We start from the raw sequence: 13,174 nt of genomic DNA, 5'->3' as shown, positions 1-13,174 counted from the left end.
GTGGTCTGCGGGGGGCAGGACGCCCTGCGCTACCGCCTCGCCTCGACGAGGTGCCGGGTCGAGTGCGCCACGAACGGGTGGCCTGCCCGGAGGCGGGCATCGAGGGCGCGCAGCGTGTCCTCGTACCGGGAGGCCGAGAAGTCCGGGACCCACCACACGCAGGTGCGCAGGATCCAGACGACGGCGCCGATGTCGAAGAACTGCATCCGGCAGCGGGCCTCCTCGAACCGCTCGACGACCAGACCGGCGCCCTGCGCGTCCGCGATCTCACGGGCCGGGTCGCGATGGGTGCGCTGCTCCGGCAGCGGCCCGAGGAAGAGCTCGATGAGCTCGAAGGCGGACGCCGGGCCGACGTGCTGCGCGAGGTAGCGACCACCGGGCTCCAGCACACGGCGGATCTCGGCCCAGTCCGGGCGGACCGGGTGACGAGAGCTGACCGACTCGAACGACCCGTCGTCGAACGGCAGCGGGGCGTCGGCCACCTCGACCACCTGCACCCCTCGAGGCCCGAGGAGCTCACGCGCGCGGCGGACGTTCGGTGCCCACCCCTCCGTCACCACCATGCGGGGCGGGAGGACGGGCGCCTCGGCGACGACCTCGCCGCCACCGGTGTCGATGTCGAGCGCGGACCGCACCTCACCCAACCGGTCCGCCAGCAGGCGCGCGTAGCCCCACGGCGGGCGCTCCTCCGTGGCGCGACCGTCCAGCCACGTGAAACCCCAGCCGCCGATCTCCGCGGACTCCGCCTCCGCCACCAGCTCCTCGAACGGCCTCATCCGCACCGAGCGGTCAGCCGTGCGGAGGGATCGCGAAGCCAGCGATCTTCGAGCCGTCGAGGGTGAAGATCCCGGTGGACTCGCCGTTGAACCTGCGGCTGCGCCAGGCGAACCGGGTCGTCACGGTGTCCCCGGCGGTCTCCGCGGAGAGGATCGTCATCTGCGCGCCGGCCCCGATCGCGTCGGACCCGGCCCAGCCCCGCACACCGGCGGGACCCCTCAGCATCCGACCCCAGTCGTCGACGTAGCCGTCCTCGGTGAAGCAGGCGACGAAGGCGTCGGTGTCGGCGTGGTTGATCGCCGCGACGAACCGCTCGACCGGTGCCGGGACCGCTGGGGTGTCGCCCGTGCTCATGGGTGCTCCGTCCGTCGTCGCGCGCCTCCTGGCTGCCTACCCGGCCACCCTAGCCAACGCCGCGCCGTCACGGGGCGGTCGCGTGGGCCAGCGCGGAGGAGAACAGCGCGACGGAGGCGTGCGCCGCCTCGTCGTCGCGCGAGCTCAGCCACGCGGACGAGATCCCTGTGGAGGCGGCGACGAGCGCCTCGGCCAGGACCCGCGGGCTGACCGAGAGGTCACCGTTGACCTCCTGCCACTGCCGGAGCCGCTGCTCGACGTGGTCGACGTACGCGGTGTGCTCCCGGCGCGCGACGTGGGCGAGGGCAGGTGTACGCGCCGCGACGTCCACGAGCTCGGCGGTGAGCAGGTGGTACTCCGGGTCGGACCGGACGTGGTCGAGGAGCGCACGCAGCGCGACCGCGATGCTCTCCTCGAGGTCCTGGGCGTCCGCCACGGCGTCCCACACGTGGCCGAGCGACGCGTCGAGCTCACGGTCCAGGAGCGCGGCGAAGAGCTCGTCCTTGGACCGGAAGCAGTAGTGGAACGCGCCCTGCGGCAGTCCGGCGCGATCGGCGACGACCCGCGTGGTGGCCGCGCTGATGCCGCCCTCGCGCATGACCGCGACGGCGGCGTCCAGGAGCTGCTCGCGGCGCTCGGCCGCCGGCCGGTGCTCTCGTGTCGTGCGCGCCATCGGATGCCCGCCTCCGCTCTGCTCAGCCCTGCCGTGCCTCATCGACCGTGCCGCGCCAGGTCCCGGTCGCGGGCGCCGGCCCGCCACATCGTGAGGGGCTGAGCAGAGGCCGGGAAGCCCTCGACCTGACCGGTGACGACGAAGCCGAACCGCTCGTACAAGGCGGCGCTGCGCGCGGTCGACGCCTCGAGGTAGGCCGGCGTGGGCGCCCCGGACCGGTCGAGCGTGCCGAGACGGGAGGCGAGCAGGGCGGACCCGACGCCGAGGCCACGCCCGGCGGAGCCCACCCCGATCGCGGCGAGGTACCAGTGCGCCTCGCCGGGACGGGCGGCGTGGAGCGTGTGCTCGAGCCTGCTCGCGCGGCGCAGGCCACGGACCCCGAACGCCCGCACGTACGACCCGGCGTCACGGAGGCTATCGAGCAGCCCGCCGCCACGGCGCCCCGGCCCCGACCACACCGCGGCGCCGAGCACGGCCTGGTCCCCCTCGGCGCGAGCCAGGTCGACCACGCCGTGGCGCAGGCCTGCCCGCACGACGACGCGGAGCAGGTGGGTCAGGCGCGCCTCCCGGTCGTCCGGTCGCCCACCGACGAACGTCGACATCACCGGGTCCTCCCGGAACGCGCGGGCGAGGACACGGGCGGCCTCCTCGACGTGGACGGGCGCGGCTGGCGTGACGACGATCATGGTGACCCCTCGGGTCTCGACGACGGGTGGTCGGCACCACCGTACCCACGTTTAGGTCAGGTGCCCAAGTCGAACGCCCCATATCTCGCGGTGTGTCCTGGGTCACATCAGGGCGGCCGCGACACTAGACTGCGAGCCGCAGCGGCCGTCCGACCCGATCCGAGGAGCGCACCATGGTGCCCGACATCAACATCTGGGCCGTCGTCGTCGCGACGTTGTCCACCCTGGTCGTCGGGTCCGTCTGGTACACACCGAAGGTCTTCGGCACCCTCTGGATGCGACTGGCGCACGTGTCACCCGGCGGAGACTCCGCGTCCGCCGTCCGGCCGATCCTCCTCACCGTCGTGGTCAGCTTCGTCACGGCGTGGGTCCTCGCAGGGTGCGCGGCGATCGCGCACAGCTTCTACGGCGGGTCCTTTGTGACCAGCGCCTTCGTCACCGGCGTCATCCTGTGGGCCGGCTTCACCGCGGCGCGCTTCGTCACGCACGACGCGTTCGAGGGCCGGCCCGCCGCGCTGACCCTCCTCAACATCGCGCACGAGCTCGTCACCGTGCTCGTGATGTGCCTCGTGATCGGCCTCTTCGGCATCGGGTGACCCGACGTCGGTCCATCCCGCCACGCCCGTTCGTTCAGGTCCGCCAGCGATAGATGTGCTCGGGGCGGCCGGGTCCTCCGTAGCGCGGGAAGTGGTCGGCGAGCCCGTGGTGCGCCAGGTGCTCGAGGTAGCGCCGCGCCGTCACCCGGGCCGTGCCGAGCCGGTCCCCCAGGTCGGCGGCGGACAGGCCCGTCTCACCGGACGCGCGCAGGACGTCGACGACGGCGTTCAACGTCGCCTCGCTCATCCCCTTCGGCACCGCGACCTCTCGGCTCCCGCGCAGGGCCGCGAACGCGCGGTCGACGTCCTGCTGCGCAGCCTCGGCGCCGTGCTCGGCGAGCTGGTCACGGAACGCCGCGTACCGTTCGAGCTTGTCCTTGAACGCGGCGAACGTGAACGGCTTGAGCAGGTACTGCACGACGCCGTAGGCGACGACGGAGCGCACCACACGGATGTCACGCGCCGACGTGATCGCGATGATGTCGACGAGATGGCCCTTCGCCCGCAGACCACGGCAGACGTCGAGCCCCGTCATGTCCGGGAGGTAGAAGTCGAGCAGGACGAGGTCGACCTCGTGCTGCGCGACGAAGTCCCAGGCCTCCTTGCCGCGGTGCACCACACCGACGGCCGTGAACCCCGGGACCCGCGCGACGAACTCGGCGTGCGCGTCGGCGATCTGCGGGTCGTCCTCGACGACGAGGGTCCTGATCATCGCGCCGCACCGCCCGCCGCGGGGACCGGGGGCAGCCGCACGGTGAAGGTCGTGGCGCCGTCGCACGCGACCTCGACGCTGCCCTCGTAGCGGGTGATGATCTGGCGGACGAGCGCCAGGCCCAGCCCGTGGCCGTGCGCCCCCGCCACCTCCTTGGTCGTCCAGCCCCTGGTGAAGATGTCGTCCACCTGCGTCGCGTCCATCCCCGCGCCCGAGTCGGCGACCTCGAGCACCAAACCGCCGTCCCGACCGCGCGCCGTCACGACGACACGTCGCGGCGGTGGAGCGGTCAGCGCCGCGTCGATGGCGTTGTCGACGAGGTTGCCCACAAGAGTCACGAGGTCGCGCGCCGGCACACGGACGTCCCGCACCTCGGTGTCGTCGGAGATCACCAGCTCGACCCCCTTCTCGTGGGCCTGCGCCGCCTTGCCGAGCAGCAGCGCGGCGAGCGCGGGCTCCTCGACCGACCCCACGACCTGGTCGGCGAGCTGCTGCGCGGAGGCGAGCTCGACGGTGGCGAACTCGACGGCCTTCTCCGGCCTGCCGAGCTCGATCATCGTGACCACGGTGTGCAGCCGGTTCGCGGACTCGTGCGCCTGCGCCCGCAAGGCCTCGGCGAACCCGCGCGCAGTGTCCAGCTCACCGCTCAGCGCCTCGAGCTCGGTGTGGTCTCGCAAGGTGGTGACCACCCCGAGCTCCCGGCCGTCCCGGATCGCCGGTTCCGAGCTGACGACCAGCACCCGGTCGCGGTACACGATCAGCCGGTCGCTGACCGGCTCGCCGCTGCGCAGCAGCGAGCGGAGCGGCTCGTCGACCCCGAGGTCCTCCACCTCCGCTCCCTCCGCGTCCGTCGGCAGGCCCAGGAGGCGGGCGGCCTCGTCGTTGGCGAGCGCCAGCCTCCCGTCGAGGTCGATGATCACCAGGCCCTCGCGCACGGCGTGCAGCACGGCGTCGTGCTGCTCGTACATACGGGTGATCTCGACGGGACCGAGCCCCAGTGTCTGCCTGCTCAGCCGCCTGCTGATGACCCACGAGCCGAGCGCGGCGACGACGATCGCCGCCGCGGCCACCCCGAGCAGCGCGGGTACCCGCTCGAGCAGCTCCTGACCGATCTGGCTCTGCAGGACACCGATGGAGACCAGCGCGACCACCTCGCCGGACTCGTCGTGCACCGGCAGGACCGCACGGACCGACGGGCCGAGGGTGCCCTCGTAGGTCTCGGTCACGGTACCGCCCGCGAGCGCCGGCTCGACGGTGCCGAGGAAGGGCTCACCGATCCGGTCCGGGTTCGGATGCGTGTAGCGGGTGCGGTCCGTGTCCATGAACACGATGAAGTCGGTGCGCGTGGCGGTGCGGACGGACTCGGCGAGCGGCTGCAGCGTCCTCGACGGGTCGTCGTCAGCCAGCGCTGCCCGGACCTCGGGCAGCTCGGCCAGCGCCGAGGCCAGCATGACCACGCGGCGGTCGGCACCGGCCTCGCTGATGCGCTGGGCGTCGAGGAACGCGAGCACGGTCCCGGCGCCGACCAGGAGCACGATGACACCGAGCTGCAGCAGGAACAGCTGCCGGGCCAGACTCATGCGTCGGTGCATGCGGTCAGTCTCCCAGTCCTTCCAGGGACGATGGGTCAGATGTCGATCCCCAAGGCCCAGCCGCCGAGGAGCAGCATCGCGCCGGTGATGAGCACCACGCCGATGAGGTTCAGCCACACGCCGGCGCGCAGCATCTGCCCCATCGTCACGTACCCGGAGCCGAAGACGATCGCGTTCGGGGGCGTGCCGACCGGGAGCATAAAGCTGCAGGTGGCGGCGAACGCCGCGGGGACGAGCAGCAGCATCGGGTCGATACCGATGCCGAGCGCCACCCCGGCGAGCACGGGCAGGAACGTCGCAGCCGTGGCGGTGTTGCTGGTCAGCTCGGTGAGGGCCAGGATCACGAGGCATACCGCGGCCACCAGGAGCACGGTCGGCAGCACACCGAGCCCGTCGAGCTGCGTGCCGATGTAGGTGCTCAGCTCGGTCTCCTGCACGGCCCTCGCCAGGCTCAGACCGCCCCCGAAGAGCAGCAGCACACCCCACGGGATCCCCGCCTGGGCGGTCCGCCAGTCCAACGTCATGACGGGCTTGCCGCGCTCGGTCGAGGCCGGCACCAGGAAGAGCACCACGGCGGCCGCGATTCCGATCGTCGCGTCGTCCACGTGCTCCATGAAGGGCAGGACGCCCGACTCGGTGATCACGTCACGGAAGACCCACAGCAGCGCGGTGACGGTGAAGACGACGGCGACGACCCACTCACCGCGCGACATGCGGCCGAGCGCCGCGAGCTCGGTGTCGATCACCTGTCGTCCGCCGACGACGTTGGCCAGCTTCGTCGGGTAGATCACCCGCGTGAGCAGGAGCCACGCCACCACGAGAAACACCGCCGAGAGCGGCACGCCGATCTTCATCCAGTCGGCGAACCCGAGGGTCACGTCGTCGAACGTCTCCTCGACGAACCCGGCCAGGATCAGGTTCGGCGGGCTGCCGATCAGCGTCGCGAGGCCTCCGATCGTCGCGGCGTAGGCGATCGAGAGCATCAGGCAGACCGCGAAGTTCCGGGTGTCCTTGTCGGCGAGCGCCTGCGAGGCCGCCTCGCCCTCCGGGCCTGTGGTCGCGCCGTCGTCGGAGCCGCGTGCTCCCCCGCTCGTGCTCGCGACGAGGGCGAGGACGCTGATGCCGATGGGCAGCATCATGAGCGTGGTCGCGGTGTTGCTCACCCACATCGACAGGAACGCCGTCGCGACCATGACGCCGAGGACGAGCTGGCGCGGCTTCGTGCCGATCGCCCGCATCACCACGAGCGCGACCCGCTTGTGCAGGTTCCACTTCTGCATGGCGAGCGCGATCATGAATCCGCCCATGAACAGGAACACCGTCGGCGAGGCGTACGGCGCGGTGGTGTCGTTGACCGACAGCACCCCGGCCACCGGGAAGGCGACGATCGGCACCAGGGACGTGACCGCGAGCGGTAGCGCCTCGGTCATCCACCACACGGCCATCATGATCGCGATCGCGGCCGTGGCCCGGGCCGGGTCGGAGAGCGCGGCGTCCGCGGGCAGCAGGAGGTAGGTGGCCAGCCCGAGGACCGGGCCGAGGATGCGGCCGATCCACAGTCGCGCCCCTGGTAGGTGCTCCTCGGGCGCTCCTGGTCGCGGTCCTGCCGATCGGCGGGCGCGTTCCTCGACGTCCTCATGGGTGATCGTCATCTTTGACACCTCCGTGGTCGCATCGTTGCGCCTCGAAGGTGACACGGATCACGCCACCAGGTCTCGCTTCTGTTCGTACTGGTCATGAGCGCCGACCAACGCACGGGGACACGCAAAGGGCCGCTGGGCTGGCATGTCGCCAGACCCAACGGCCCTTGATCGGTGGAGCTAGGGGGATTCGAACCCCCGACCTTCTCATTGCGAACGAGACGCGCTACCAACTGCGCCATAGCCCCGAGCGGTCATCAGATTAGCACCACCGGGCCGTGAAGTCGCAATCGCGACCGCGCCGTACGGCCGTCCTGCCGACCCCTCGCAGGGGCCCGCGAGTGCTCCTACTGGCCGGCCGCGCGGCGTCGGGCGAGGATCTCGTTGAGGTCCAGCCCGAGCGTCTCCGTCGAGGGTCTGGGCTCGTCGCCGGCGCTCACCACCGGCTCGCCCCCGCCGCCTCCGGTGCGGTCGGCCGCGGCCTCCTGGGCCGGCGCCGCGCCCTCGGGGGCGGGTGCGGCGCCACTCGCGACATCCTCCGGCAGCGGAGCGGGCTCCCGCCGGGGGGCGGTCGCCTTCATCGTGTAGGTCGGCCGCGGGACGGGGACCGGGTCCCAGGCGCGCCCCGAGGGGGACGCGTCCTGCGCGGCGGAGTCGTCGCCGGAACCAGCGGGCCGCGCGTCGGGATCCCCGGTGGGTTCCACGGAGGCGTCGGCCGACGCACCGAGCGCGGTGGCGAGCGCAGCACCCGGCGAGGTGGTGAAGCCCTCGGTCACCGTCATGCGGGCGTCGCCCGCTTCGGGCTCGTCGGCGGGTGTCTCACCACCGCGCGCGGTGCTCGAGGTCCCGGCACGCTGACCGCCGGACTGGCTGCGGGCGCGGGACAGGTCGTGGTCGGTCACCCGCGGGATCATCTGCGTGCTCGTCTGGGACGCGTGCACGGCGTGGCCGGTCACCCGGGGACGGGCGTTGCGGGGGGCTGCGGGGCTGCCCGGCACGGCGCGCGCCGCGCGGGCGGCGCCGCGGGCGTTCGCGCGACGCTCGGCCAACCACGCTGCGTCGGCCCGCTGCCCGGCGAGCACGGCCCGGCGCCCCAGGACCAGCACGAGGGCGAGCAGCGCCGTCGGGCCCGCTGCCACGAACCACGGCACGGGCGTCAGCACGACCGCGGCCCAGGCTCCCGCGCTGACGAGGAGCAGCAGGACCGTCAGGGTCAGGCGGCGGCGCGCGGCCGCGGCACGGCGTTCGAGGACGGCGATCCTCGAGGGTGCGGAGCTCGACCGGGCCGCCGCCGCGCCCTGCCGGGCGGCCGGCACGGTCGGGTGCGCACCCGTCTGCGGGCGCGGGACGGCGCTCGGGCGGGTTCCGCTCGCGCGGGGAGTGCTCTCCATGGCGTACGTTCCCTCCTCCTGCTGCGGCCGGTCGGCCGGTCCCGGTCGGACGTGACCGCCGCTCCCCGCTGTCGCGAGGAGAAGTGACGGACCCGCTCCGACGTGCGGACGATCGGTGATCGCCGCGACTGCGCTGTGCTGCTGAGCCGGGACCGACAGCCCCGACGCGACCGCCAGGACCCTCAGCGAACCCGAGAAACGGTCCTCCGTCCGCGACTCCAGCAGCGTCTGCCGGTGACTCACCCGGTGGGGCACGTAGTAGCCGAGCCACAGGACGAACAGCGCGAGCGCCGTGAGTCCTGCCGTCGATTCCACATCACGACGGTAGGCGAGCGCACGGGACTCGGATCGGACGCGCCCCGGCGTGTCGGTCGACGACGTCGCAGAACTCCGCACCGCAGCGCGTCCCGCCACGCCGGCACGACTGTCACCCGGACAGCCGCCGCGCCGCCTGCCACCGTGAGAGCAGCCCTTCAGGTACCTCCTCCGTCGTGATCGCGAAGGTCCTGTGGTCGCACCACTCTCCCTGGATGTGCAGGTACCGCTCGCGTACCCCCTCGTCGCGCAGGCCCAGCTTCTCGACGACGCGCAGGCTCGGGGCGTTCTCCGGGCGGATGTTGATCTCGGCGCGGTGCAGGCCCAGAACCTGGAAGCAGTAGTCGATCGCCATGGCGACTCCGGTCGGGACGACGCCGCGTCCCGCCACGTGCTCACCGACCCAGTAGCCGAGGCTCGCCGAGCACAGGGATCCATAGGTGATGCTCGAGACGGTGAGCTGCCCGACCAGCTCGCCGTCGAGCTCGACCGCGAAGGGCAGCGACGAGCCGCCCCGCGCCTGCGCCGCGAGGACACGGACGTACTCCGCGAAGGTCGGTGGTCCGGACGCGGACGCCGAGACGTGCGGGGACGTCGCCTCCCAGGGCTCGAGCCACTCCGCGTTCTGGGCCCGCAACCGCATCCAGGCGGTCGCGTCACGGCGGTGCAGGGGGCGCAGCACGACCGCACCCGTCGCCGTGTCCTCGCGCAGCGTCACCGGCCACGGTTTGGAGACAGCCCACGCCTTCGCGAGCTTGTGCGTCATTCGACTCGTGCCATCCATCCGTCTCACCGGGAGGTGAAGGGGCCCCCGGCCTGCGAGCACCCGGCGTCGGACGACGCCCGGTGCACAGGGTGTATCACGGAAGCGCGGCGGTGCACTAGCCCGCTGCGTGCTGTTCGTCGGTCACGGCGGCCTCGGCAGCGGCACGTTGCCGACATCTCCCACCATCTCGGCCGATCACATGGTGGGAACCTGGAAAGATCTTTGCAACAATGGGGAGATGAATGGCCCGGCACAGCCGTATCCCCTGCACGGAAGCATCGAGGCCGAGGACGCGAAGGAGCTCCTGCGCAAGGCGATCCGCACCGCGCGTCAGGCACGCTCCGAGCGGCGCAGGGTCGAGGCCGCGAACGCTCTCGCCGACGTCGTCGAGACCATCCCCGAGGTCCAGGCGGCCGGGTGCGTCGCGACCTACGCGTCCCGCCCGACGGAACCCGGCATGGGCGTGCTGCTCGAGCGGCTCTCCGCGCGCGGCGTGTCCGTCCTGCTGCCCGTCCTCGGCGCCGGGCTGCAGCGCGACTGGGCCCTGTACACCGGTCCGGAGGACCTGCGGGTGCGCGCCCCCGGTCGCCCGCCCGAGCCCGGGAGCCCGACCCTCGGCCCGGACGCGCTCGCAGGAGCCGACATCGTCATCGCGCCCGCGCTCGCCGTCGACACTCGGGCGGTGCGCCTCGGGCAGGGCGGCGGGTGGTACGACCGCGCGCTCGAGCACGCCCGCCCGGGGGTGAAGGTCGTCGCCGTCGTCTTCCCCGAGGAGGTCTACGACGCCGACGAGCGACCTCTGCCGCTCGAGACGCACGACCGCACCGTCGACGCCGTCGCCACCCCGCTGGGGTGGCGCTGGCTCGTCTGACGCGACCCCGCTTACGGCACCAGGCGCAGCTCGTCCGACGACGCGTCGGCGACCGCGGCCGGGCTGAAGGGCCAGTCGAAGGTGCGGCCCTCGGCCCAGGCGTCCAGCTGGTCGTCGTAGTGCGGCGACCCGGGGTGCCCCGAGACCCCGGTGACCGTGACCCAGGTCGAGTCGTCGAGCGAGCCGAGGTCGACGACCATCCGCATCGAGGGCCCCGCCGTGACCGCGAACGAGCCGGAGGCCGCGTCCCAGGCCGTCGCATTGACGATGGACGACCCACCGGGCATCCCGACCGCGTCGGGGTTGACGTAGTCGCGCACGAGCGCGGGGATGCCGTCCCCGCCCAGCACGGGGTGCTCCAGCTCCAGGACGTGGAGCGTGCCCCACTCCCAGTCGCTCGTGTTCTTGCCGAGCTCGACGGTGAGGTCGAGGCGGGCGGAGACGAGAGCCTGCAGGAGCGCTTCGTCACGGGTCTCGAGCACGCTCACGGTGGACCTGTCGTCCCAGAACGGGTCCTCGGGGTCGTCGAGCAGGCCCTGCACGACGGCGAGCCACCGGCTCCCTCCGCTCGGGTAGGCGTCCGCGGGCAGCTCGTCCCAGAAGGTCGTCCGGAGGAGGTTGCGCCACACGGCGGCGAAGTAGGCTGCCGCCGCGGAGTCGGTGTCCGTCGTGTAGTCCCAGTCGGCAAGGAGCTCCTGACCGTCCGCGGCGAAGTCGTCCTCGACGTCCTGCTCGAGGAGCAGCGGCACGAGGATCTCGGCGTAGGGGTTCCAGTCGTCGAGCATGATCTCGTTCATGGCGTCGGTGTCGAGGGGACGACCGCCGCGGATCTCGTCCTCGATGAGTGCGCGGATGCGCTGGGACCGGTAGCCGTAGTCCCAGTCCCTCGTCAGGTGCGGGCCGGCACCCTCGGGAAGGACCGCCTGGTTCGCGGCGACGATGAACCCCTCGGCCGGGTCGACGACGCGCGGCATGTCGTCCGGGTCGACGAACCCGTCCCAGTCGTAGCGCTCGTCCCAGCCCGGCCGGGGCCACGTGCCGTCCGAGGGGACGGGCCCCTCGACGTCTCGGCGGACCGGGATCTTGCCGGGTGCCTGGTAGCCGATCTGCCCGTCGGTGGTCGCGAAGACGATGTTCTGGGCAGGGACCTCGAACAGCGCGGCCGCAGCGCGGACGTCCTCGGCGTCGGCCGCACGGTTGAAGGCGAAGATCGCGTCGGCCGTGCGCCCGGGTTCGAGCGCCGTCCACTGCAGGGAGACCGCCAGCTCCCCGAACTCGAAGCCCTCCCGGGGCGCGTCCTTGATCTCGTCGAGGTCGAGCACGGTCGAGACGATCGGGCCGTGGACGGTGGACTGGACCTCGAGGAGGACGTCGTCTCCGCCGTTCACCTCGATGGTCTCGGTGCGCGTCTCGAGCGGCACCCACTCGTCGCCACGCAGCGTGGCACCCGACCGGACACGCTCGATGAAGAAGTCGGTGACGTCGGCGCCCATGTTCGTCAGGCCCCAGGCGAGGTCGGCGTTGTGCCCGATGATCACACCGGGGTAGCCCGCGAAGGAGAAGCCGGCGACGTCGAAGGGACACTCGGGGCCGACGACGTTGCAGTGCAGCCCGACCTGCGCCCAGATGCTCGGAGCGCCCAGGGACAGGTGCGGGTCGTTGGCCAGCAAGGGCAGACCGCTGGCGGTGTGCTCGCCGGACACGACGAACGAGTTGGACCCGGTGCCCTCCCCGCGACCCACCAGGACCGGTGTGGAGGCGAGCGCGCGGTCGGCGGCCTCGATCGCCTCGTGGAGCGCGTCGGACTCGAGCGCCTCGCCGAACCCGCTGGCGGGCTCGACCTGCCGGTCGACCTGCTGGGCGTCGGCCTCGTCCGCGTCGATGATCGGGACGTTGACGTCGAACGGGTAGGCCGGGAAGAGCTCGTCGACCCGTTCCGCGTCCTGCAGCGTGCTGTAGGCGCGCGCCCGGTCGAGCTCGTGGTCGTAGTTGCCGCGCAGGTCCCAGGCCATGGCCTTGAGCCAGGCGAGCGAGTCGATCGGGTCCCAGGGCTCGGGGTCGTCGACCGAGACGGTGACGTCGAGCACGGTGTACTCGAACCCGAGCTCGCCGGGGCTGCGCTCGGCGAGGTAGGCGTTGACGCCCTCGGCGTACGCCTGCAGATAGGTCTTGGTCTCGGCGTCGAGGATGGCCCACTCCTGCTCGGCGACGCGGCGCCACCCGAACGTCCGGATGACCTTGTCGCCCGCGATCGCCGCCGGGTTGTCACCGACGAGCTCGGCGATGCGCCCCGAGGTCACGTGGCGGCGGTAGTCCATCTCGAAGAAGCGGTCCTGGGCGTGGACGAACCCCTGCGCCCTGAACAGGTCCTCGGCCGTGTCGGCGTAGATCTGCGGCACGCCCTGGTCGTCGCGCAGCACGGAGACCTCGCCGGAGAGCCCCGACAGCTGGACCTCGCCGCTGGTCTCGGGCAACGGCCGACGGACCGTGACGACCGCCAGGACCGTCCCCGCGACGAGCGTCACGACGAGCAGGAGCGCCACCGCGAGCAGCAGCTTGCGCAGGATCGCTCGGCGGCCGCGCCGCCGCGCAGGCGTCGTGGGTGTTCCAGGGGCTCCGGGCTCGCCGTGGACCTCGGCAGGGGCTGCAGCAGACACGGAGCGAGACTACCCCGCGAGAGGTGGGCGTATGATTAGCACTCGGTTCCCAGGAGTGCCAGCAGCTCGGCCGGTCGACGGCCCCGAGCGGGCGCGCGCTCCGGACCGCACCCGACCCGCCGAGCCCATCACGACCAGGGAGAG

At 72.4% G+C, this 13,174-nt stretch carries 12 protein-coding genes and 1 tRNA gene; 2 read left to right on the top strand and 11 right to left on the bottom strand.

Going from position 1 to position 13,174, the window contains the following annotated elements; genetic code table 11:
- Positions 1-29 precede the first annotated feature (29 nt).
- From OHL10_RS12940 to OHL10_RS12925, 4 genes are all read right to left on the bottom strand, one after another.
- Positions 30-776, bottom strand: a complete 747-nt coding sequence (locus OHL10_RS12940; RefSeq protein WP_265522627.1) for a class I SAM-dependent methyltransferase — start codon at positions 774-776, stop codon at positions 30-32.
- Between the two features lie 13 nt (positions 777-789).
- Positions 790-1,131: a nuclear transport factor 2 family protein gene (locus OHL10_RS12935; protein ID WP_265522626.1), complete on the bottom strand. Its 342-nt coding sequence runs from the start codon at positions 1,129-1,131 to the stop codon at positions 790-792.
- A gap of 67 nt (positions 1,132-1,198) precedes the next feature.
- Positions 1,199-1,804 (bottom strand): TetR/AcrR family transcriptional regulator, encoded by a 606-nt coding sequence (locus OHL10_RS12930; RefSeq protein WP_265522625.1) that lies wholly within the window; start codon positions 1,802-1,804, stop codon positions 1,199-1,201.
- Between the two features lie 38 nt (positions 1,805-1,842).
- Complete coding sequence (locus OHL10_RS12925; RefSeq protein ID WP_265522624.1) at positions 1,843-2,490, bottom strand: GNAT family N-acetyltransferase; 648 nt, start codon at positions 2,488-2,490, stop codon at positions 1,843-1,845.
- 173 nt (positions 2,491-2,663) lie between these two features.
- Here OHL10_RS12925 and OHL10_RS12920 point away from each other — a divergent pair, with 173 nt between their 5' ends.
- Positions 2,664-3,086, top strand: coding sequence for a DUF1761 domain-containing protein (locus OHL10_RS12920; RefSeq protein ID WP_265522623.1), 423 nt, complete (start codon positions 2,664-2,666; stop codon positions 3,084-3,086).
- 34 nt (positions 3,087-3,120) lie between these two features.
- On the opposite strand, the gene OHL10_RS12915 is transcribed toward OHL10_RS12920, so the two are convergent.
- From OHL10_RS12915 to OHL10_RS12890, 6 genes are all read right to left on the bottom strand, one after another.
- A complete protein-coding gene (locus tag OHL10_RS12915; protein ID WP_265522622.1) occupies positions 3,121-3,798 on the bottom strand; it encodes a response regulator in 678 nt (225 codons plus the stop codon).
- Positions 3,795-5,390 carry an ATP-binding protein gene (locus OHL10_RS12910; RefSeq protein ID WP_265522621.1) on the bottom strand — a complete coding sequence of 532 codons (1,596 nt, stop codon included), beginning with the start codon at positions 5,388-5,390 and terminating at the stop codon, positions 3,795-3,797. Before OHL10_RS12910 ends, OHL10_RS12915 begins: the two co-directional genes overlap by 4 nt.
- 35 nt (positions 5,391-5,425) lie before the next feature.
- The gene (locus tag OHL10_RS12905) at positions 5,426-7,042 is read right to left on the bottom strand and encodes an SLC13 family permease (protein WP_265522620.1); all 1,617 of its coding nucleotides are present in this window, start codon (positions 7,040-7,042) and stop codon (positions 5,426-5,428) included.
- A gap of 163 nt (positions 7,043-7,205) precedes the next feature.
- Positions 7,206-7,278, bottom strand: a tRNA-Ala gene (locus OHL10_RS12900).
- Between the two features lie 99 nt (positions 7,279-7,377).
- Positions 7,378-8,736 carry a hypothetical protein gene (locus tag OHL10_RS12895; RefSeq protein WP_265522619.1) on the bottom strand — a complete coding sequence of 453 codons (1,359 nt, stop codon included), beginning with the start codon at positions 8,734-8,736 and terminating at the stop codon, positions 7,378-7,380.
- Between the two features lie 112 nt (positions 8,737-8,848).
- Positions 8,849-9,502, bottom strand: coding sequence for a GNAT family N-acetyltransferase (locus OHL10_RS12890; protein ID WP_265522618.1), 654 nt, complete (start codon positions 9,500-9,502; stop codon positions 8,849-8,851).
- A 238-nt stretch (positions 9,503-9,740) separates the two neighbouring features.
- Between OHL10_RS12890 and OHL10_RS12885 the strand changes: the two genes are divergently transcribed.
- Positions 9,741-10,373: a 5-formyltetrahydrofolate cyclo-ligase gene (locus OHL10_RS12885; RefSeq protein ID WP_265522617.1), complete on the top strand. Its 633-nt coding sequence runs from the start codon at positions 9,741-9,743 to the stop codon at positions 10,371-10,373.
- A gap of 11 nt (positions 10,374-10,384) precedes the next feature.
- Here the strand turns inward: OHL10_RS12885 and OHL10_RS12880 are convergent, their stop codons facing one another.
- The gene (locus OHL10_RS12880) at positions 10,385-12,928 is read right to left on the bottom strand and encodes a penicillin acylase family protein (protein WP_265522678.1); all 2,544 of its coding nucleotides are present in this window, start codon (positions 12,926-12,928) and stop codon (positions 10,385-10,387) included.
- Positions 12,929-13,174: the final 246 nt, after the last annotated feature.

Origin of the sequence: Oerskovia flava (genome assembly GCF_026163685.1) — a bacterium.
Lineage (GTDB): Bacteria > Actinomycetota > Actinomycetes > Actinomycetales > Cellulomonadaceae > Oerskovia_A > Oerskovia_A flava.
Note: the sequence above shows the minus strand (reverse complement) of the source record. Positions and strands in the feature narration are given on the sequence as shown.